The sequence below is a fragment of the Shewanella sp. 30m-14 genome (genome assembly GCF_052977125.1).
Window position 1 is genome coordinate 1 of record NZ_JBRILW010000040.1, and the last position, 19250, is coordinate 19250.

The 19250-nt window shown below is 44.1% G+C and carries 17 protein-coding genes; 4 read left to right on the top strand and 13 right to left on the bottom strand.

Annotated elements, in window-relative coordinates; all coding sequences use genetic code 11:
- Positions 1-344: 344 nt before the first annotated feature.
- Entirely contained in the window at positions 345-1127 is a 783-nt protein-coding gene (locus tag ACVBIU_RS19770; RefSeq protein ID WP_447162413.1) for a tetratricopeptide repeat protein, read from the bottom strand.
- A gap of 448 nt (positions 1128-1575) precedes the next feature.
- Between ACVBIU_RS19770 and crp the strand changes: the two genes are divergently transcribed.
- From crp to ACVBIU_RS19790, 4 genes are all read left to right on the top strand, one after another.
- Positions 1576-2211, top strand: coding sequence for a cAMP-activated global transcriptional regulator CRP (gene crp / locus ACVBIU_RS19775; protein ID WP_012156707.1), 636 nt, complete (start codon positions 1576-1578; stop codon positions 2209-2211).
- Between the two features lie 82 nt (positions 2212-2293).
- Positions 2294-2629, top strand: a complete 336-nt coding sequence (locus tag ACVBIU_RS19780) for a PepSY domain-containing protein (RefSeq protein ID WP_447162414.1) — start codon at positions 2294-2296, stop codon at positions 2627-2629.
- A 109-nt stretch (positions 2630-2738) separates the two neighbouring features.
- Positions 2739-3413 carry a response regulator transcription factor gene (locus ACVBIU_RS19785; RefSeq protein ID WP_447162415.1) on the top strand — a complete coding sequence of 225 codons (675 nt, stop codon included), beginning with the start codon at positions 2739-2741 and terminating at the stop codon, positions 3411-3413.
- Positions 3410-4735, top strand: a complete 1326-nt coding sequence (locus ACVBIU_RS19790; protein WP_447162416.1) for an ATP-binding protein — start codon at positions 3410-3412, stop codon at positions 4733-4735. The genes ACVBIU_RS19785 and ACVBIU_RS19790 overlap by 4 nt, the downstream gene beginning before the upstream one ends.
- Positions 4736-5035: 300 nt before the next feature.
- Here the strand turns inward: ACVBIU_RS19790 and ACVBIU_RS19795 are convergent, their stop codons facing one another.
- From ACVBIU_RS19795 to petA, 12 genes are all read right to left on the bottom strand, one after another.
- The gene (locus tag ACVBIU_RS19795) at positions 5036-5836 is read right to left on the bottom strand and encodes a 2-oxoadipate dioxygenase/decarboxylase family protein (RefSeq protein WP_447162417.1); all 801 of its coding nucleotides are present in this window, start codon (positions 5834-5836) and stop codon (positions 5036-5038) included.
- Between the two features lie 195 nt (positions 5837-6031).
- A complete protein-coding gene (gene astD / locus ACVBIU_RS19800; RefSeq protein WP_447162418.1) occupies positions 6032-7492 on the bottom strand; it encodes a succinylglutamate-semialdehyde dehydrogenase in 1461 nt (486 codons plus the stop codon).
- A 9-nt stretch (positions 7493-7501) separates the two neighbouring features.
- Entirely contained in the window at positions 7502-8521 is a 1020-nt protein-coding gene (gene astA, locus ACVBIU_RS19805) for an arginine N-succinyltransferase (RefSeq protein ID WP_447164590.1), read from the bottom strand.
- 133 nt (positions 8522-8654) lie between these two features.
- The gene (locus tag ACVBIU_RS19810; RefSeq protein WP_447162420.1) at positions 8655-9872 is read right to left on the bottom strand and encodes an aspartate aminotransferase family protein; all 1218 of its coding nucleotides are present in this window, start codon (positions 9870-9872) and stop codon (positions 8655-8657) included.
- Positions 9873-10542: 670 nt separating this feature from the next.
- On the bottom strand, positions 10543-11685 hold the full coding sequence (locus ACVBIU_RS19815) for an HDOD domain-containing protein (protein WP_447164591.1): 1143 nt from the start codon (positions 11683-11685) through the stop codon (positions 10543-10545).
- A gap of 161 nt (positions 11686-11846) precedes the next feature.
- Positions 11847-14342 carry a prolyl oligopeptidase family serine peptidase gene (locus tag ACVBIU_RS19820; RefSeq protein WP_447164592.1) on the bottom strand — a complete coding sequence of 832 codons (2496 nt, stop codon included), beginning with the start codon at positions 14340-14342 and terminating at the stop codon, positions 11847-11849.
- Positions 14343-14595: 253 nt separating this feature from the next.
- Positions 14596-15168, bottom strand: a complete 573-nt coding sequence (locus tag ACVBIU_RS19825) for an anthranilate synthase component II (RefSeq protein ID WP_447162423.1) — start codon at positions 15166-15168, stop codon at positions 14596-14598.
- 215 nt (positions 15169-15383) lie between these two features.
- Positions 15384-15842: a ClpXP protease specificity-enhancing factor gene (locus ACVBIU_RS19830; RefSeq protein ID WP_447162424.1), complete on the bottom strand. Its 459-nt coding sequence runs from the start codon at positions 15840-15842 to the stop codon at positions 15384-15386.
- Positions 15842-16471: a stringent starvation protein SspA gene (gene sspA / locus ACVBIU_RS19835; RefSeq protein ID WP_012156731.1), complete on the bottom strand. Its 630-nt coding sequence runs from the start codon at positions 16469-16471 to the stop codon at positions 15842-15844. The genes ACVBIU_RS19830 and sspA overlap by 1 nt, the downstream gene beginning before the upstream one ends.
- A 109-nt stretch (positions 16472-16580) precedes the next feature.
- A complete protein-coding gene (locus ACVBIU_RS19840; protein ID WP_447162425.1) occupies positions 16581-17276 on the bottom strand; it encodes a cytochrome c1 in 696 nt (231 codons plus the stop codon).
- The gene (locus ACVBIU_RS19845) at positions 17276-18490 is read right to left on the bottom strand and encodes a cytochrome b (protein ID WP_447162426.1); all 1215 of its coding nucleotides are present in this window, start codon (positions 18488-18490) and stop codon (positions 17276-17278) included. Before ACVBIU_RS19845 ends, ACVBIU_RS19840 begins: the two co-directional genes overlap by 1 nt.
- Positions 18490-19080: a ubiquinol-cytochrome c reductase iron-sulfur subunit gene (petA, locus tag ACVBIU_RS19850; protein ID WP_447162427.1), complete on the bottom strand. Its 591-nt coding sequence runs from the start codon at positions 19078-19080 to the stop codon at positions 18490-18492. The genes ACVBIU_RS19845 and petA overlap by 1 nt, the downstream gene beginning before the upstream one ends.
- Positions 19081-19250 lie beyond the last annotated feature (170 nt).

Here is a 19250-nt window from a genome sequence, read left to right on the forward strand (position 1 = left end):
ATTGCTAACTGCCCTTACTACCCTATCTTCAAAAAAGTAAATTCCACATCCATGCTTGATCTGTTTATTTCCTCGGGCTTACCAACTGCCCTTTCCTAACTCTATCTTCCAAAAAATATATTTTTACCGCTTTCAACAAAACAACCAAAGTAAACTCCATATCCATGCTTGATCTGTTTACTTCCTCGGGATTGCTAACTGCCCTTTTCTTTCAATAAAAACATACAAAACACAATTCCTGATTCATGCCTACTCTGCTATTCTTGGTATTGTTCGGGTACAAAAAAAGCCCCTATTCAGGAGCTTTTATTTCATAAGTGCTATCAACTGCTAGTCAGTAATAGCTAATTACCTATTAACGGCAACACCTCACGATAAGGTTCATAGTTTTGATAAATTTTTAAACGCTGCTTAAATTCAGCGGTTTTACTTTGATCAGAACTTAAATCTAGCGCTTTAATGGCTTTTTGTTGAGTAGAAATAGCAGCATCAAAATCACCTATCTCAGCATAGGCCGCAGCAAGATTATCCAAGTTGGTTGGATCTTGCTCATTTGACTCAAGTAACGCTAGCGACAGCTCCAGCGCTTTATCACCATTACGGTATTGCGACTCTGGACAGGTTGCTAAAATCCAAGCGACATTACCAAGAGATGCCATATCGCCCACGGCATTGAACTGCTCTACTGCTTTACCACAATTACGCTCAACCCCTTGACCGCCCGCGGCATAAATAAAACCAAGTCTGAAGTTAGCCCACTTATTACCTTTTTTGCTTAACTCGCTATACCACTGCTCTGCAGTCGATAAGTCTCGCTTAATTAAGCTACCTTCAAATGCCAAATCAGCCATGGTCTGCTGCGCTTTTACATGACCTAATGTCGCCGCGTCTGTGACCCACTTTATACCTAAGGCTTGATCTGCTGCGACATAGCGCCCAGATAGATACATAAGCCCAAGCAAATACTGGGCATCAGCGTCGCCTTGGGTCGCCTTTAATTGAATATGTGCTAAACGACTGGCCTCTTCTGAACCTTTAGGTTGCACAATAGAAAACGCACTCGCCCCATTGCTTAACGCTAAACAAAAGACCACTACTGTATTTAAAATCCAAGGTCTATAATTCATGAAGGGCTCCTACAACTCACCAAAGTAACGTTATATTGGGTACAGCTACTCGTAGTTTTATTCTAATTTCCCTCAAGTTAGCCTGAATTAATCTCAAATGTCGAGCCTAAAAAGCTCACACTCATTAATGAGAATCATTATTATTGATAAGGCTCAAGTTTTTGCATATAAATAAACCAAGCTGCAAAGCCCGTGCCTGCCTTGGTCGCGGTAGTTGTAACAAGATGTGATGCAAGCCTAATTGTTAACGCTACAATCAAGCTTAGTGGCGGTATCAGTTGACATATATCACTAATGTATCAAAATACCCTATATCTAAATGGTTATTCACCTAACATTGAGTCGAACTAAAGTAAGACATCTATCAAGGTTTTAATCACTTAATTGACGTAAGATGCTTAATTAGCATATTCTTACTTTTAATGTAAATCAGCCGAGGAACATAGGCATGGCTCTGATTGGAAAGCCAAAACCAGATCCGACTTTGGAATGGTTTTTATCACACTGTCACATTCATAAATATCCAGCCAAAAGTACTTTGATCCACGCTGGTGAAGATTCTGATACGCTTTATTACATCGTAAAAGGCTCTGTAGCCGTCTTGATTAAAGATGAAGAAGGTAAAGAGATGATTCTTTCTTACCTTAACCAGGGCGACTTTATCGGTGAGTTAGGTTTGTTTGAAGAACAAGCTGAACGTACTGCATGGGTTCGTGCTAAGCAAGCTTGTGAAATTGCAGAAATTTCTTATAAGAAGTTCAAGCAGTTAATCCAAGTTAACCCAGAAATCTTGATGAAGCTTTCATCTCAGATGGCTTACCGTCTGCATAGCACCAGCCAAAAAGTGGGCGACCTAGCCTTCCTAGATGTTGCTGGAAGAATTGCACAGACATTACTTCACCTTGCAAAGCAGCCAGATGCTATGACGCATCCAGATGGCATGCAAATTAAGATCACTCGTCAAGAGATCGGCCAAATCGTTGGTTGTTCTCGTGAGACTGTAGGCCGTATCTTAAAAATGCTTGAAGAACAAAACCTTATCCAAGCACATGGTAAAACTATTGTGGTTTACGGAACACGATAAGCCAGTATTAAGCTCGGTTTAAGACAGCTTCTATAAAGTGGCCTGAGATTATCTCAGGCCATTTTTTTATTAGGAGTTCAGCTTGAAATTAGCATTTTATTTATGCCTTTTGGCTGCGATACTACACCTACCTATAGCGGTCGCTAATCAAAAAATTGAAGTTCAACACTATGAGGCGCAAGCTTTAGTTAATAGTGGTCAAATCCTGTCTCTTGATGTCACCCTCTCCAGTATTCAAGCCATGTGTAATGGCAGGCTTATTGATGCTCATTTATACCAACATCTAGGCAACTGGCGTTACGAGATCCAAATTCGCACAGAAAAAGGTCAGCTGGTAGAGTTACTCTTAGACGCCAGCAACGGCCAACTCGCTCAACCGGTACGACTACCTGCCAGTTGTAGCGCTGAAAAGCTGTAATATGGCGTAAAAATCAAATCTAATTGCACTGATGTGACACTTTTTGAGTTAACATGAATTAACTCTGTAAACCGCCTGTCACTTAAGATCGCACCATTGAGAGCACTCTATGAAATTACTTCTTGTTGAAGACAATACCTTATTAGTCGAAGAGCTTGTTAAGCAGCTTAAACAAGCCGGTTATGTTACAGATACGACAGACAAGGTCAGTGAAGCTGATTACCTCATCAAAGAAACAAATTATGACTGTGTCATCCTAGATATTGGGTTACCCGATGGCAACGGCTTGGAGCTACTAGAAACCTGGCGTGAGCAAGGAATTCATACCCCAGTCATCATGCTAACGGCTCGCAGCCAGTGGCACGAGAAAGTAGAGGGCTTTAATTCTGGTGCCGACGATTACCTAGGCAAGCCCTTTCATACTCAAGAGCTGCTAGTACGTATTCAAGCACTGATCCAACGTGCTCATGGCAAAGCCAATACGCCAAATAAGCAGTTAACCTATGCAGGTGTGACACTCGATGAAGGCCAGCAGTCTGTGACTGTGGGCGAGCAAACATTTGAGCTGACAGCCATGGAATTTAGGTTATTAAAAATCTTCCTAATGTCGCCGAAAAAACTGTTATCAAAGGCCCAGCTTACCGACAAGCTTTACCAGTTTGATGATGAGAAAGAGAGTAATGTCGTTGAAGTATACGTCACTCATCTACGTAAAAAGCTTGGCAAAACAGCCATTGAGACTCGTCGCGGACAAGGGTATATATTTCACGGCCTCGTTCAATGATCTCAATTCGCACTAAGCTAAGTCTGTGGTTAACAGGCTTAGTGGTGATATCTACCGTTGTCGGCATTATCTTTTTCGAGTCCATGCTGCGCCAAGCTTTTCACGACTCTATCATTGCCAGATTGCAAGAGGACTTACAGCAAGTCTTACTCGCTACCCACCTTGAAGATAGCTCATTTAGCATCGACGAAAATCAGCTATCTAGCTTCTATCGCCCTGTTTATTCCGGCCGTTACTATCAACTGGATCTGCCAGAGCAAGAACTGAGATCACGTTCTTTATGGGATCAGCGACTCGAAGTGGTGGATCTTGAAAAAGGAGAAACCCGTGCCTGGCAGACTAAAGGACCGCAAAATCACGATATCCAGCTACTCTCTATCGGTCTAAAATCTGATACATCAGGTCTTAGCGCCACACTTACGGTGGCTCAGGACTTAAGTATCGGTCGCAAGATTTTTTCTGAAGTCTACGGCACAAAACTTATCGTCAACCTGGCCATGTTGCTAGCAATGATCACCGGTATTTTCCTGGTGCTACGACAGTCATTCAAACCCGTAAATCAGATGAAAGACACCTTAGCCAAATTACGCGAAGGCGAGATTTCCTCATTCGATCTCAACTCTATTCCACTTGAGCTGCAGCCGTTAGCCAAAAACTATAATGAGCTGCTTGCCTATTCTAGTAAGCAGATCGAACGTAGCCGCAATAATTTGGGTAATCTTAGTCACGGTTTAAAAACTCCCTTAGCGGTTATGCAGCAACAGGTTGAGGCTCTTTATTTAAAAGACCCTGACGCGGCTGAAGCCATGCAAAAACAGCTCGATTTAGTCCATAAGATGATTGAGCGTAAGCTTGCGGCGGCGCGGATCACTGGCGACATGCTTCCGGCGGCGCAGATGCAACTACCAAAAGATATTGAAGATTTGGCTCAAACCCTTAATAAGGTTCACCGCACTAAGTCTATCCACTGCCGCTTTGATATTCCTAGCGCCATTACTCGATTGCCGATGCACCGTGAAGACGGTATGGAGCTATTAGGGAATCTACTCGACAACGCTTATAAATGGGCAAGTTCAGAGATCAGAGTCTGTATTAGCTATCAAGATCAGCAGCTTAAATTGACGATTGAAGATGATGGGCCAGGGGTGAAAACAGAAGAGCTAGCGCAACTGACCCACAGGGGCAAACGTCTCGATGAGGCAACGATGGGCCACGGCTTAGGCTTGTCGATTGTTAAAGATATCGCAGAGCAATACAAGATTGAACTCAAGTTTGAACACAGTAAAAGCTTATCCGGGCTGAAAGTCACCTTGCTCTTCTAATACCAATTTGACTGCCTACTTCTACGTTGAACAACTTCACAAGGGAGCAACCATTCTTTCAGTTATTCGCCTTGAATTAGTTTGCCAAAAAACGTTCTGAGTAGATCAACTTCTATACTGATTGGTATAAAGCTTAATTAAAATTCAAGGTACTAAAACCATAAAATAACCGGACTCGCGTCCGGTTTTTTATGCAGCATGTTAAAGACTTAATTTAGGCTGGCGCGTTGAGCTAACCATTTGCATTAGGTTTTACACTTAGCAACTAACACTTAGCCATTAACAACTAGTGATTAACGCCTAGCCATTAACATTAGTGCTTTCAAAAATCTTGTCCGCAGAAGCTGCTACAAAGCCTGTGTAAAGCTCCCCGTCGGCTTTGGGATAACGTAAAGCAAACTCATAAAAACAGCTAGGAATGTCAATCACTGCGTCAGAGAAGCTAACAGGGATCCTATCTGCCATCGTCGATGACTGCTCCAGTAATACCTCTGGACTGCCCTTTACTTCACCACCCGATGCATTCAATACAAAGCCTGCGGCTTTTAAAGCATCGTTAACTTCAAATATGGTTTCATAGCCTGGTAGATAATTAATCGATACCGTGAAATGGTTAGCACGATAACCAAATGCAGCAACCCAGGCAGCGTATTCACTCTCAGCTAATAGCGCTTCATAAGTCTTAGTATCAAGCTGCCAGTGACGGCCTGAGTACAAGAAGTTGTCGGCTGTGGTTGCATCCTTATCAATCTGCTCAATTAAGCCATTAACCGTCGCTTGCAGTTCATCGCTAAACTCTTCAACTAACAATTCAGAAATAAATACTTTTGGCTGTGTACTGTCAGGATGTTCAAAATGCTTAGCGTTGAGCTTCTTGGCTTCAAATTTGTAATCGCCACAAGCTACATAGCCGATAGACTCGAAATGTGCAGACAATACTTCAAGATTAACCTTGGCAATATTAAAAGTACGCAGCGCAATATGATCGTTAATTATCGCCCCGCCTTTAGACAATAGCTGATGAACTTTCGCTGCCGAGGGCGTCATGTCGATATAGTCTTGCCAAAGCGCTTCAAATAGTGTGTTTACATTCGTGTGCATTATTAGCTCCTTACGCCTGCGTGTTGACCTGTTTATTTAGTTAGTTGGTTTAGATCACGCGGCGGTACACATTTTAGGGATGGTGCTTACTTGTTGTCATATCTGTTTTGTCATATCAACTCTCTTAGCAAGAGGCCTGATATAAACAAAGGGGAAGCGCCCCGAGCGCTTCCCCTTTGAATTTGCGACTTGAGTTTAAAGACTCAAACCTGGACTCAATGTTGCTGGCAGACTGACCGCATCGGCCTCAACTGACGCTACTGGGTAGGCACAATAATCTGCGGCATAGAACGCACTCGCTCTGTGGTTACCCGATGCACCAACACCACCAAATGGTGCCGCGCCCGAAGCGCCGGTGATCTGCTTATTCCAGTTAACAATACCAGCACGAATACGTGCAAGGAAGTAGTCATAATCTTCACGGCTATCAGCTAAAATGCCAGCCGAAAGACCATAGCGAGTCGCGTTAGCGAGCTTGATAGCTTCATCAAAATCGCTATAACGTACGACTTGCAATAGTGGGCCAAAATACTCTTCATCTGGCAGCTCAATCACATCGGTGACATCAATCAAACCAGGAGAAACAAGGCCTGTCCCCGATTCGATATGAGTCAACTCAACCAGAGAGTTACCACCTAAGTTAATCAAGTTACGCTGTGCGCTGACCATGCCTTTTGCAGCAGTCTCAGAAATCATCGACCCCATGAACGGCTGTGGCTGTGCGTTCCATGGTCCTACTTTGATCTGCTTTATCGCCGCAACAAGTTGCTCAAGCAATTCGTCACCTGCCGCACCTTTTTCAACATAAAGACGACGCGCACAGGTACAACGTTGGCCTGCTGAGATATAGGCAGACTGAATGATGTCGTGAACAGCGGCTTTAGTGTCGGCGACATCTTTGATGATAAGCGGGTTATTACCGCCCATCTCTAGTGCTAAGATCTTGCCAGGATCGCCAGCATACTGCTGATGCAAGATATGGCCAGTGCGCGAGCTACCGGTAAAGAACAGACCATCAATTTGTGGATGAGCTGCGAGCGCCTTGCCGGTTTCGACTTCGCCTTGAACGAGGTTAATCACACCCGCTGGCAAACCCGCTTTTTCCCATAGCTTAAGCATCAGCTCAGCGACTTTTGGCGTCAGTTCTGATGGCTTAAACACCACGGTATTACCCGCAAGCAGCGCAGGTACTATGTGACCATTTGGTAGATGGCCAGGGAAGTTATAGGGCCCAAATACCGCAACTACACCATGTGGCTTATGGCGTAATACCGCACGGCCTGCAGGTGTATCGTTTTCAGATGTACCAGTACGCTTATGGTAAGCAGCAACAGAAAGGCCGATCTTGCCGATCATTGCGCCTGCTTCTGTCGCAGTTTCCCACTGTGGCTTACCGGTTTCTTGTGCAATCACTTCAGCCATTTCGGCTTTGTGAGCTTCAAGTTGATCGCGATAAGCTTCAACAATGGCTAGGCGTGCATCAAAGCCAAGCATAAACCAGTCAAATTGCACGTTACGTGCGGCATCAACAGCTTGAGATACCTGCTCTGGTGTGGCAGTTTTACTATTCCAAATTACTTCTTGGTTGGCAGGATTAATAGATGTCACTTCGTGACCTAAACCTGCAACCCACTTACCTTCAATAAATTGTGTCATTTTCTATTCCTACATTGGCAATACACGGATCTGCTCACCATCTGCAACCATAAGGGCTGCTGCAGTTTGTGCATCTAAGATCACGTCATCGCTGTCTTCGACTACAACTAAATTAGCAGCTGTAGCCCGATAATCGGCTAATTGGGTATTTGAAACGATATAGCTTGCAGCACCGACTGGCGTGTCACCTATGGTAATGGTTAGTAAACGACTTTCACGTACCGAGCGAATATCATTTATATGGCATTCAACTGTCGGGCCACCATCAAAAATATCAACATAACCACGGCACCTAAAACCTTCCGCTTGCAGCAGGTTAAGTGCTGGACGAGTATTGGCATGAACTTCACCAATGACCTTTTGCGCTTCTTTTGGCAATAAACATACGTAAACCGCATTCTTAGGCATCATTTCTGCCATAAATGCTTTTTGGCTTAAGCCTGAAAGATAGTCGGCCTGCACAAAATCGATCCCTAAGAAGTGCTCTTGCAGCCAGCCATAAAAAGGTGAGTTACCATCTTCGTCACTCTCACCACGCATCTCTGCAATAACCGTTTCACCAAAGCGCTCAGCGTGCTGAGCAAGAAACAGAAAGCGACTTCTTGAAAGCATGCGGCCGTTATTATTTTTACGGTAGCTTCCACGTAGGAAAAGTGTACAAAGCTCGGCTGCGCCAGTGTAATCGTGGCAAAGGGTTAAGGTTTCGACCTCATTACGTACATCGATTTGCTCAGAGTGGTAAACCTCTGTCCCTAATCGATAATGGTAAAAAGCATCGACCATACCTACCGCAGCCTCAATACCACAAGTACCCACAACCTCACCGGTTTCGGTATCTTCTAGTACCATCAAGTAACCTTCATCGAAAGGTTTATCGATCTGCTTAGTAAATGATTCTTCTACTCGAGCAATTTTGCTGCGGAGTAGTGCTTCATTTACCGGTAGAGATGTGAATCCATGCCCTGACTCTTCAGCTATTTGATATAGCGCTTTAAAGTCAGTCGATCGGATTGGACGTATAACTAGCATCTAGGAGTCTCCTCGCTATCACTTGTCGTATCTGTCAGCCTTATCAATATTTGACAAGCACAGCTCAAGAAACGTTCAAGTTATCCTAAAGACAAAAAAGGAGCGTTATCATTGATAACACTCCGTATGCCTTTTAGGCTTCGACAACTTTAGCTACAGCACGTTCAAAACGCGCTAGACCTTCCGCAATATCGGCTTCTGGGATCACTAAAGAAGGCGTAAAGCGAACAACATTTGCACCAGCAACTAGGCTCATAACGCCTTCGTTAATAGCGGCAACTAAGAATTCTTTAGCGCGCCCTTGGTACTTATTGTTAACCACCGCACCAATCAATAGACCTTGGCCACGGATTTCAGAGAATACATCGTACTTGTCGTTAATCTTCTTCAAGCCATCGCGTAATAGTTGTTCACGGTGTTTTACGCCGTTCAGTACTTCTGGAGTATTAACCACATCCATCACTGCATTGCCCACTGCACAAGCTAGCGGGTTACCGCCATAGGTAGAACCGTGAGTACCAATCTTAAGGTGATCAGCGATCTCTTTAGTCGTTAGCATGGCTGCAATTGGGAAACCACCACCAAGCGCTTTTGCTGTTGTCAGCACATCAGGTACTACATCGCCACGCATATAAGCATATAACTCACCTAGACGACCCACACCTGTTTGAACTTCGTCAAAAACTAACAATGCATTATGCTTATCACAAAGTGCACGAACCGCTTTTAAAAATTCAGGATCAGCATCAATAATGCCGCCTTCACCCTGCAATGGCTCCATCATTACTGCACACGTTTTATCTGAAAATACCGCTTCTAATGCTTCAATATCATTAAATGGTACATGAGTAATGCTCTGTGGCTTAGGACCAAAACCGTCCGAGTAAGCCGCTTGACCACCAACACTCACAGTGAAGAAAGTACGACCGTGGAAGGCTTTATCAAATGCGATAATTTGGTCTTTTTCAGCGCCAAACTTATCCATTGCATAACGACGAACGAGCTTAAGTGCAGCTTCGTTTGCTTCAGCGCCCGAGTTAGCAAAATAAACACGATCGGCGAATGTTGCTTCAACTAGCTTAGTCGCCAGCTCTAGTGCAGGCTCGTTAGTCATTACGTTAGATAGATGCCAAAGCTTCTCGCTTTGAGTCTTTAGCGCGCCAACCAAAGCTGGATGACAATGACCTAAACAGTTAACCGCAATACCACCAGCAAAGTCGATGTACTCTTTACCTTCTTGATCCCAAACTCGGCTACCTTCGCCACGAACTGGAATAACCGCTGAAGGCGCATAGTTAGGCACCATAACTTCATCAAATTGGGCACGTGTAAGATTCATAGTTACGCTCATTCCTTCTCATCCTTTGTCATTATCGACCTTATTAGCTGGTCGTATTCCGCTCAATGTCTTTATCTTTTGTTGGTGACATGGCGATTGTTTGTTTAGCTAGAAGGACATTATTAGCGAAAATGTGATCAAAATACCAGTTTTTAACAATCATCAAGAGGAGGAAGAGCGTAAACACTGCATAAAGATTTGAGTTTTAGAATTAACAAAGCAGATATAGCGGGGCTTTAAGCATAAATAGTCATAAAAAAGTTATCTAGCACCCAATTCCATTAGTTATTCACAGTTAATGAATAACTAATGGCCGCATTCAGTTCTAATTAGTTAAGGTTTATATAGATAACCACTGATAAAACACCCGTTTAAATCGATAAATTACAGGCCTTACAAGTCAACCAATATTGTATACCATTTATAGCGACTCAAACCGGGTCATGTTGCGTCTGCTCAATATTGCATAAAGTGCACATAAAAGGCTCAAAAAGCTAAATAACAAGCATTGCCACTTAGTTTAAAATTCAACCAGACCTGCTGTAACAATAATCGATTTCAAACAAGTTTTTTACACAAAGTGGAAAGGTTAATCTATTAACTCGGCTAAAAGCGAATAGAAAGCGAACCTCAAAACAGGTTTATTCACTCGATTTAATTAAGGCATGGCACAATGGCCAGCTTAAAACAGGGTAAGCTTACGGAAGTTTTGCGCGTCCAAACGGATCTGTTCTTGCTGCGAGAGCTGGTAATAATCAAACATTAATCGGCATTCTGCAGCGCTAATATTGTCTACTTCTTTTAGTAGATAGACTTTGGCGTAGCAATTAGCGCGTTCTATTAACGCCGAGTCTTCATCAAGTTCTGCGTATTTAAGGCTTGTATCGATCGACTTAAAGGTTTTGGTCAAGCGGCTCTCATCAAACTTAAGTAAGCTAAGGAGTTGCCAATTAAGCGTCCGACCATGACTTAAGACTTGCTGGTACACATCACTTGCAGGAAACTCTGTTGCCATCACCGCATCATAGAGCTCTTTATCTCGGCTTGCGCTCGCCTCTCTAAGCCACGTCCCCCACATGTCATCAAATGTCGTTGCACATTGATTAATCACACAAGTGGCACCCAGTTGGCTCATTAAGCTACAACTATAAATAAAGGCTGGGGCTTTTTGGTGTATGGCAGCTAAAGCTTGGGCAGCAATAGCGGCTACGATACTGTAACGCCAAAATTTTCGAGTCAACCACAGCATCTGCGGTTGCCCTGTAGGCATTAAATTTCTAAGGCAAAAATAAGGTACTAATGCCTGGAGGTTTTCAATCCCAATATAGTTAAGCACCAACTTAACATCGGTTACCTGCACATCAGAAGACTTAGGCCTACGGTGCCTAAAGGTGGAACTGTTAACCATATTCACTAAGTCACGCTCAAGCCAAGGTAGAGCGGTGACCAATGGTCGAATACGCGCTAAGTCAACCTGATCTGAATAGAGCAACTCTAGCAAGATGATCTGTTTATCATCTAGCTTTGACTGCTTAAGTACCTGCTCCGGTGACGAGAGTTGATGCTCAATGCTGTTATTCACACTGCTTAGCAATTGCGAAGAGACAGCCTCAAAGATGGCCTTGGCTTGATTCTGCTTAGCTAACCTTTCACGGATGGCCTCACGTTCAATCTCTAGTTTATTGGCATCATCTTCTAGATCGGCATTAGGCTCATCGTCCATGCTAATAGACTTACCCCGACCGACGATCAACTGCTTTAGTAGTCGATGTTCTATCTCTATGATTTGTGCAGGCTTAACCCCACCTGCGACCGAAATTGCCACTGATAAACATGCTCCCTATAACTATTGCTACCAGTCTACCCATTAAACATAAGTTTTGCTAAAGCTGACGGATAAAAAATACAGAACCCACCTTCTGGACGAATTAATCAAAGCAAAAAGGCTCCCTATGGGAGCCTTTAGCTTAAGCACTAAATTCAAAGCTATTTTTTAAGTTCTTGCTCAAATAGCTTGTGGATACGGCGGTATTCATCCAACCAACTCGATGGCTGACGGAAGCCATGTGGCTCCACCGGATAAATCGCCGTTTCAAACATCGGCTTTTCAAGCTCAATCAAACGCTGCACTAGACGCACGCTATCTTGAAAAAACACGTTGTCATCCAATACGCCACTCATAATAAGCAATGGTTTTTGTAATCCCTGTGCATGTTCAATTGGCGAGCTACGCTCATAAGCGATAGGATCGACATCTGGCGTATTTAAAATGTTTGATGTGTATGGCGCGTTATAATGTGCCCAGTCGGTCACAGGGCGCAGAGCAGCTCCCGCTTGGAATAACTCAGGCTCATTAAATAACGCCATAAATGTTAAGAAACCACCGTAAGAACCACCATAAGTGCCAACCTTACCCGCATCAACATTGACGTTAGCCGCCATCCAGTTAACACCATCTTTAAGATCTTCAACTTCTGGCGTGCCCATTTGACGGTAAACCGCCGTGCGCCAATCACGTCCATATCCTTTAGAACCACGGTAATCCATGTCCATCACCACGTAGCCTTGTTGAGCGAGTAAGTTATGGAACATGAACTCTCTAAAGTAACCAGAGAAACCATAGTGAGCATTTTGCAGGTAACCAGCACCGTGGTTAAAGATCACCGCAGGATACTTGTCTGCATTGTCTTGACTGTAACCCTGAGGTAGGTAAACCCGCGCGTAAACATCACCAGCACCGTGGGTCGATGGCACTGCAACGACTTCTGGCGCCTGCCATGCGTAATTTTTAAAATCATCGCTGGTGTAATCGGTTAACTGTTTAAGCTCGCCACCAATAGGCTGCACAAATAGCTCAGCAGGCTTAATACGCGTCGATGCGTTTAGTAGCAGTGCAGTGCCATCTGGGCTTAGAGTGTAATCAAGCTGGCCTTGCCACTCGGTTAACTGCTCATCTTTACCTGTGGCTATTTCAACACGGTAAACGTTATCGATACCAGGATGGGTCTTATTTGCCTTGTAGTAGATAAACTGCGCTTTAGGGCCTAAGGTGATATCACTAACAACAAATTGACCTTGAGTTAATGCTTTGGCTTTTTTACCTTGCTGCTTAAGGTAAATATGTGAAAAACCAGTCTCTTCGGATAGGTAATACAGGTTATCGCTATTTGGTAACCAGCCATACTGATTAAAATTGTAGTTAACCCAGGCATCATCGTGCAGGCGGTGCTGGGTCGTTAAGCTAGCTTTATCTAGATTTACTGTTGCTATCCAGCGGTCTTTATTGTCGACAGCTTCAAGCATCACAGCCACGTTACCGCCTGATTCAGACCACTGAATAGCGCTTTGTGCCCAGCCCCAATCTTGCATCAGTTGCAAGTTACGTGGTGATTTCTCACTCTTGTAGCTCTCACCTTTGGCTTTAGCATTCTCAGCTTTTACCGCAGCAAGTACATCCTCGTCATAGCCTGTTAGACCTTCGATGCTTATGTCTTTCTTAGCGTGAGTATCAAGATCTAACAGTACTAGTCGCTCACCTGGATTGTTATCTTCAGCAACGCGCGCACGTGCAGGCACTGCATCAACATAACCGTCTTTACCTAGGTAATTGGGCATAATGTCATGCTCACCACGCCAGCTATAATCTTTATCTTTTAGCGCAACAATCACATAGCGTCCATCGGGTGACAGGCTTAAATTGGTCACGACCTCTTTATCGCCTAAATACCAAGTCTTTGCCGACATCGTCGGATCGGCTTTAGCAAGCTCAGCCTTATAGTCTTGTTTCGCTGTAGCGTTATCTTGCTGCATCGCTACATACTGGATAAGTCTGTGTTGTTGCTTAGCAATATAGCTTGATGGTTGTTGTACGCCTTTAGGTTCGACCGCCATCTTGATATTGGCAATCTCTTCAACCAAACCTGAATTTTGGTGAATTTTGAAAATGTTATCACCCTGCCAATAAGCAATATCGCCATTATTTAAAAAGCGCACACCATCAATAGCGGTGTTTTGACGAGTAAGTTGAGCCACCTTGCCGCTGTTTAGATCTTTAACGAACAAGTTGCCTTGGTAGATATAGGCTTTACGCGTCTTGTCATTATTGAGCACGCCACGGCGTTGATCGGCGCCATGCAGCTGATTTAACGCTAATTCGCTTGCCACCGTGCCATTGATGCCTTGCTGATAATAGGTTTTAGTCGGGGCGCCGTGGGCTTGTCTGGCAAAGTAGATAGACTGACCGTCATCACTCCAATAAGCACCTTTAGCAAATAGCCCCATCCAATCAGGATTAGCCATGATTTGGTTTAAGGTCAATGCCTGATCGACTTGAGGAGGCGCCGATAAGGCAACTTGAGTTGTTTGACTTGTACTTTGAGCCGCGACTTGAGCTTGCTCAGGAGAAACCGTGGTTGCACTACAACCTGCTAATACTGCCAGTGAAAGTGCACTAAAGCCGACATGACGAATGACGCTTTTCATATCCATCCCTATTATTATTGGTATTTTTGCCGACTTTTATACCACACTTTCGCAACGGACTTGTCTGAAAAAATAGTTAAATTTGTAACAGTTAGTGGTCGTATAGGGGATATCGATAACGTCTAAGCAAAGAGACAAGCAGTAAGAACTAGAAAGATGCTGAGTGAAAATTAGGCGCATACACTTTATGGTGGCCAGCCTATGCTTAAAGCAGTCAGCTAAAGTATTTAAGAGGCTTTATCAACCCGTTGAGTTAACTTATTTTGATGAAGTTCGATAACAGCTCATGACCTTGCTGCGTCAAAATTGACTCTGGATGGAACTGCACCCCATAGATCTTCTTCGTAGGCTGGCTCATCGCCATGATCTCGCGGCCATGAACAGGATCATCAAACCACGCGTCCATAACAAAGCCATCGGGAATAGCGTCTACCAGTAAGGAATGGTAGCGAGTCACGGTAAGTGGATTATTCAAGCCACTAAATAAGCCGCTATCGGTATGAGCTATGGCACTGGTTTTACCGTGCATCACTCGCTTAGCCCTGATGACATTAGCACCAAAAACTTGCGCTATCGCTTGATGCCCTAAACAAACCCCAAGAATAGGTAACTGGCCAGCAAAATGCTCAATGATCGACAGCGATAATCCCGCCTCGTTCGGCGTACATGGTCCTGGAGAAATCACAATATGGCTGGGCGCTAAAGACTCGATCTCATCAATCGTGATTTCATCATTACGCTTAACTAAGATCTCTTGCCCAAGCTGCTGGAAATACTGCACCAAATTAAAAGTAAATGAGTCGTAATTGTCGATCATTAAGATCATAAAAGATCCAAGAACCTATATTGCTGGTTTTATTGCCTTAAGCCAAAGCCGTTAAGCCGCTCTAGAGTCACAATAAAACAAAATGTGGATGATTTGGGCGCAGATGCTACCACAGAGCGCGTGCGTTATCATCTACACAATATAGCCTGCAAACTAACAATAATGTAGATACAAAAAAGCCAGTCTATAGACTGGCTTTTTAAAACACTGGAAACTTACTTTACCAAGGTTAAATGACCGCGTCGTTTTGGCTCTTTAGCCTCTACAGTTTCGGTCTCTGGCTCGCTCGTTTCAACAACAGGTTCTTTCACGACAGAAAGGCCGGTGTCTTCCATATCATCATCTAATTGATACGCTTCTTCGATTTCGAAGACCGTACCGGCACCATTTTCACGGGCATAGATAGCGACAATAGAAGCCATAGGCAATAGTACTTGCTGAGGAACACCGCCAAAACGCGCACTGAACTCAATAAACTCATTCGTGATCTGTAGGCCACCTACAGCACTGTCGGTAATATTAAGTACAATTTGACCATCTTTAACATATTGCTGTGGTACTTGCGTGCCTGGCACGTAAGCATCAACAACAACATGGGGCGTTAACTGGTTATCCATCAACCAATCATAATAAGCCCGCAGCAAGTATGGACGATTCGGGGTTAGCTCTTTCATTAGATACCCATGCGCATTTCGCGCTCAGTCTCAGTCAAAGAAGCTTTGAATGATTCACGATCAAATAAACGTGTCATGTAAGCTTTGATATCTTTAGCAGTACGGCTATCAAGTTCGATACCTAGTACTGGAAGACGCCACAATAGTGGGCCAAGATAGCAATCAGCTAGACCAAACTCTTCGCTCATGAAGTAAGGCACTTCGCCAAAAATAGGTGCAATAGCCGTTAGGCCTTCTTGTAGCTCTTTGCGAGCAGCATCAGCACGGTCACCCTTTCTGATACGTTCTACAAGTGCATACCAATCTTCTTCGATGCGGTGCATCCAAAGGCGAGTTTGACCACGTGAAACCGGATAAACAGGCATTAATGGAGGATGAGGAAAACGCTCATCTAGGTATTCCATAATGATACGAGAGTTATAAAGCACTAGCTCTCTGTCTACCAAAGTTGGCACTGTGTTGTACGGGTTAAGCTCGATCAAGTCTTCAGGGATCTCATTAGGATCTACCTGTAGAACATCAACGGTTACACCTTTTTCAGCTAGTACGATACGTACCTGATGACTATAAAGGTCGTCTGCACCTGAATACAGGGTCATGATTGAGCGTTTGTTGGCAGCAACAGCCATTGATACCCTCCGGGATTCACAAATAAAAAGCAAAAAATGCAAACGCAAACGAGGAGCAAGGCTCCCCGTTTACAATTTGCGGATAATACATTCTAACCTTTATTTGGGGTTAGTGTACATCTTTCCAGTACTCTTTCTTTAAGAGGTAGGCCACAATAAAGAATATGAACAGGAAGCCCATCACCCACCAACCTAGTCTTTCACGCTCTAGTTTGACTGGGTCACCGGAGTAAACCAAATAGCCTGTGATATCACGAACCACTTGATCGTACTCTTCAGCTGTTAAGGCACCACCGGTAGCAACTAGTGTTCCATCTTCTTGTTTAACCGGAAGACCTTGAAGGTCTTCAAGTACGTGTGGCATACCAACTAGTGGGAAAATAGTATTATTGACACCAAATGGACGGCTTTCATCTTTATAAAAACCATGTAGGTATGAATAAATCCAATCTTCACCACGTACTCGGGCAACCAAAGTTAAGTCTGGTGGTGAAGCACCGAACCACTTAGATGCATCAGCATCAGGGATGGCGTTCTCCATCAACTCACCAATCTTGGCACCTTCAGGCAGGTATTGAGCACGCATCTCATCGATTGGAACACCTAGATCTGTCGCTACACGATCATAACGCTGATACTGAGTGCTATGACAACCTGCGCAATTCTCTTGGAATAGAGCCAGTCCACGTTGCAACGACGCTTGGTCATTTAAGTCGATGTTAGCTTTCTCTAGAGGTGCTCCGCCACCGGCAGCAACTGCCAATGTCGGGACCAATGCAACTAATGCGATTAATAATTTTTTCATTAGTGTGTCAACCTCTCTGGTACAGGCTTAGTCTTTTCATTCTTACTGTAAATCCAAAGTAGTAAGAAGAAGCCAAAGTAAGTCACAGTAAAGATACGCGCCGCAATCGTCAGGGCTGGAGTAGCAGGAACTGCACCTAAGTAACCCAATACTACGAACGAAACAGCAAACTGACTGATGTTCAGCTTGTGAGCCATGCTACGGTAGCGAATAGACTTAACACTACAACGGTCTAACCATGGCAAGATGAACAGTACCGCAATCGCTAAGCCCATGCCGATAACACCCATTAACTTGTCAGGGATTGCACGCAAGATTGCGTAGAACGGTGTGAAATACCAAACCGGTGCAATATGCTCAGGCGTCTTCATTGGATTTGCCGCTTCAAAGTTCGGCTTCTCAAGGAAGTAACCGCCACCTTCAGGCATAAAGAACAGCACATAACAGAAGACGATTAGGAAGCCAGCGACGCCCATAATGTCTTTAACTGTGTAGTACGGGTGGAATGGAATACCATCTTTTGGCCAGCCATTCTCATCTTTGTTCTTCTTAATCTCAATACCGTCTGGGTTGTTAGAACCCACTTCATGCAGTGCAATAAGGTGTAAAAACACCAATACAACAAGCACGAGCGGCAATGCAATAACGTGCAATGCGAAGAAACGGTTAAGGGTTGCGCCAGAGACAACAAAGTCACCACGGATCCACAATGTTAGGTCATCACCAATAACAGGGATTGCACCAAACAATGAGATAATTACCTGTGCTCCCCAGTAAGACATTTGTCCCCAAGGAAGTAAGTAACCCATAAAGGCTTCTGCCATCAACACAAGGAAGATAAGCATACCGAATAGCCACAGTAGCTCTCTAGGCTTCTGGTATGAACCGTAGATAAGGCCACGGAACATATGAAGATAGATAACCACAAAGAAGGCTGAAGCACCGGTGGAGTGCATATATCTCAGCAACCAACCGTACTCAACATCACGCATGATGTATTCAATCGAGGCAAACGCACCTTCAGCAGTTGGTACGTAGTTCATTGTTAACCAGATACCAGTTAGTAACTGGTTAACTAGTACTAACATGGCTAGTGAGCCAAAAAAGTACCAGAAGTTAAAGTTGGTTGGTGTCGCATATTGACCAACATGACGGTTATACGTCGCGGTCATAGGAATGCGTTCATCAATCCAGTTGATAAGATTCTTAACCATTACGCAGCTCCTGTATCAACACCGATAATCACGGTGCTATCATCAATATATTGATGTGGAGGGATAACTAGGTTCAATGGCGCTGGTACACCTTGGAATACACGACCAGCCATATCAAACTTAGAACCGTGACAAGGACAGAAGAAGCCAGAGGCTACGCCTTCAACTTGTTCACCAAACGTGTCAGGTAGGTAAGTTGGAGAACAACCAAGATGAGTACATAGGCCAACGGCTATGAAATACTCGGCCTTAATTGAACGCTCAGGGTTCTGCGCATATGCAGGCTGCTGTGGTTCAACAGAGTCTGGATCGCGAAGCTGAGCATCGATTGCTGGTAGACCATCTAAGATCTCCTGCGTACGACGAACAACCCAAACAGGCTTACCGCGCCACTCAACTCGAATAAGTTGACCTGGCTCTACTTTACTTATGTTTACTTCTACCGGCGCACCTGCTGCTTTCGCTTTGGCACTCGGATTCCATGACTTTATAAACGGAACCGCTACAGCAGCGGCACCAGCACCACCGACTACGGCGGTGGCTGCGGTCAGAAATCTGCGGCGTCCGGTATTGACTGGCGCATTGCTCATCCACTTGTCTCCAGAGAGTGTTGGAATTTTTGTTTTATCTATCTTCTTCAAAGCTGATTTAAACCGAAATTCAAATCTAAACTTGAGGCGGGGCTCATTATAGCCAAAAATTAGAAGCAGATCATAGTTAAAACACTCAACTTAGTTAACTATGTTGCTTTTCGTGCTAC

Excerpts from the sequence above, each read along its gene's own strand:
- ACVBIU_RS19845 (WP_447162426.1), bottom strand. The coding sequence starts at position 18,490 with ATGGTTAAGAATCTTATCAACTGGATTGATGAACGCATTCCTATGACC.
- ACVBIU_RS19810 (WP_447162420.1), bottom strand. The coding sequence starts at position 9,872 with ATGAGCGTAACTATGAATCTTACACGTGCCCAATTTGATGAAGTTATG.
- crp (WP_012156707.1), top strand. The coding sequence starts at position 1,576 with ATGGCTCTGATTGGAAAGCCAAAACCAGATCCGACTTTGGAATGGTTT.
- ACVBIU_RS19820 (WP_447164592.1), bottom strand. The coding sequence starts at position 14,342 with ATGAAAAGCGTCATTCGTCATGTCGGCTTTAGTGCACTTTCACTGGCA.
- ACVBIU_RS19840 (WP_447162425.1), bottom strand. The coding sequence starts at position 17,276 with ATGAAAAAATTATTAATCGCATTAGTTGCATTGGTCCCGACATTGGCA.
- astD (WP_447162418.1), bottom strand. The coding sequence starts at position 7,492 with ATGACACAATTTATTGAAGGTAAGTGGGTTGCAGGTTTAGGTCACGAA.
- ACVBIU_RS19830 (WP_447162424.1), bottom strand. The coding sequence starts at position 15,842 with ATGAAAGAGCTAACCCCGAATCGTCCATACTTGCTGCGGGCTTATTAT.
- ACVBIU_RS19790 (WP_447162416.1), top strand. The coding sequence starts at position 3,410 with ATGATCTCAATTCGCACTAAGCTAAGTCTGTGGTTAACAGGCTTAGTG.
- ACVBIU_RS19770 (WP_447162413.1), bottom strand. The coding sequence starts at position 1,127 with ATGAATTATAGACCTTGGATTTTAAATACAGTAGTGGTCTTTTGTTTA.
- ACVBIU_RS19785 (WP_447162415.1), top strand. The coding sequence starts at position 2,739 with ATGAAATTACTTCTTGTTGAAGACAATACCTTATTAGTCGAAGAGCTT.
- petA (WP_447162427.1), bottom strand. The coding sequence starts at position 19,080 with ATGAGCAATGCGCCAGTCAATACCGGACGCCGCAGATTTCTGACCGCA.
- ACVBIU_RS19825 (WP_447162423.1), bottom strand. The coding sequence starts at position 15,168 with ATGATCTTAATGATCGACAATTACGACTCATTTACTTTTAATTTGGTG.
- sspA (WP_012156731.1), bottom strand. The coding sequence starts at position 16,471 with ATGGCTGTTGCTGCCAACAAACGCTCAATCATGACCCTGTATTCAGGT.
- astA (WP_447164590.1), bottom strand. The coding sequence starts at position 8,521 with ATGCTAGTTATACGTCCAATCCGATCGACTGACTTTAAAGCGCTATAT.
- ACVBIU_RS19795 (WP_447162417.1), bottom strand. The coding sequence starts at position 5,836 with ATGCACACGAATGTAAACACACTATTTGAAGCGCTTTGGCAAGACTAT.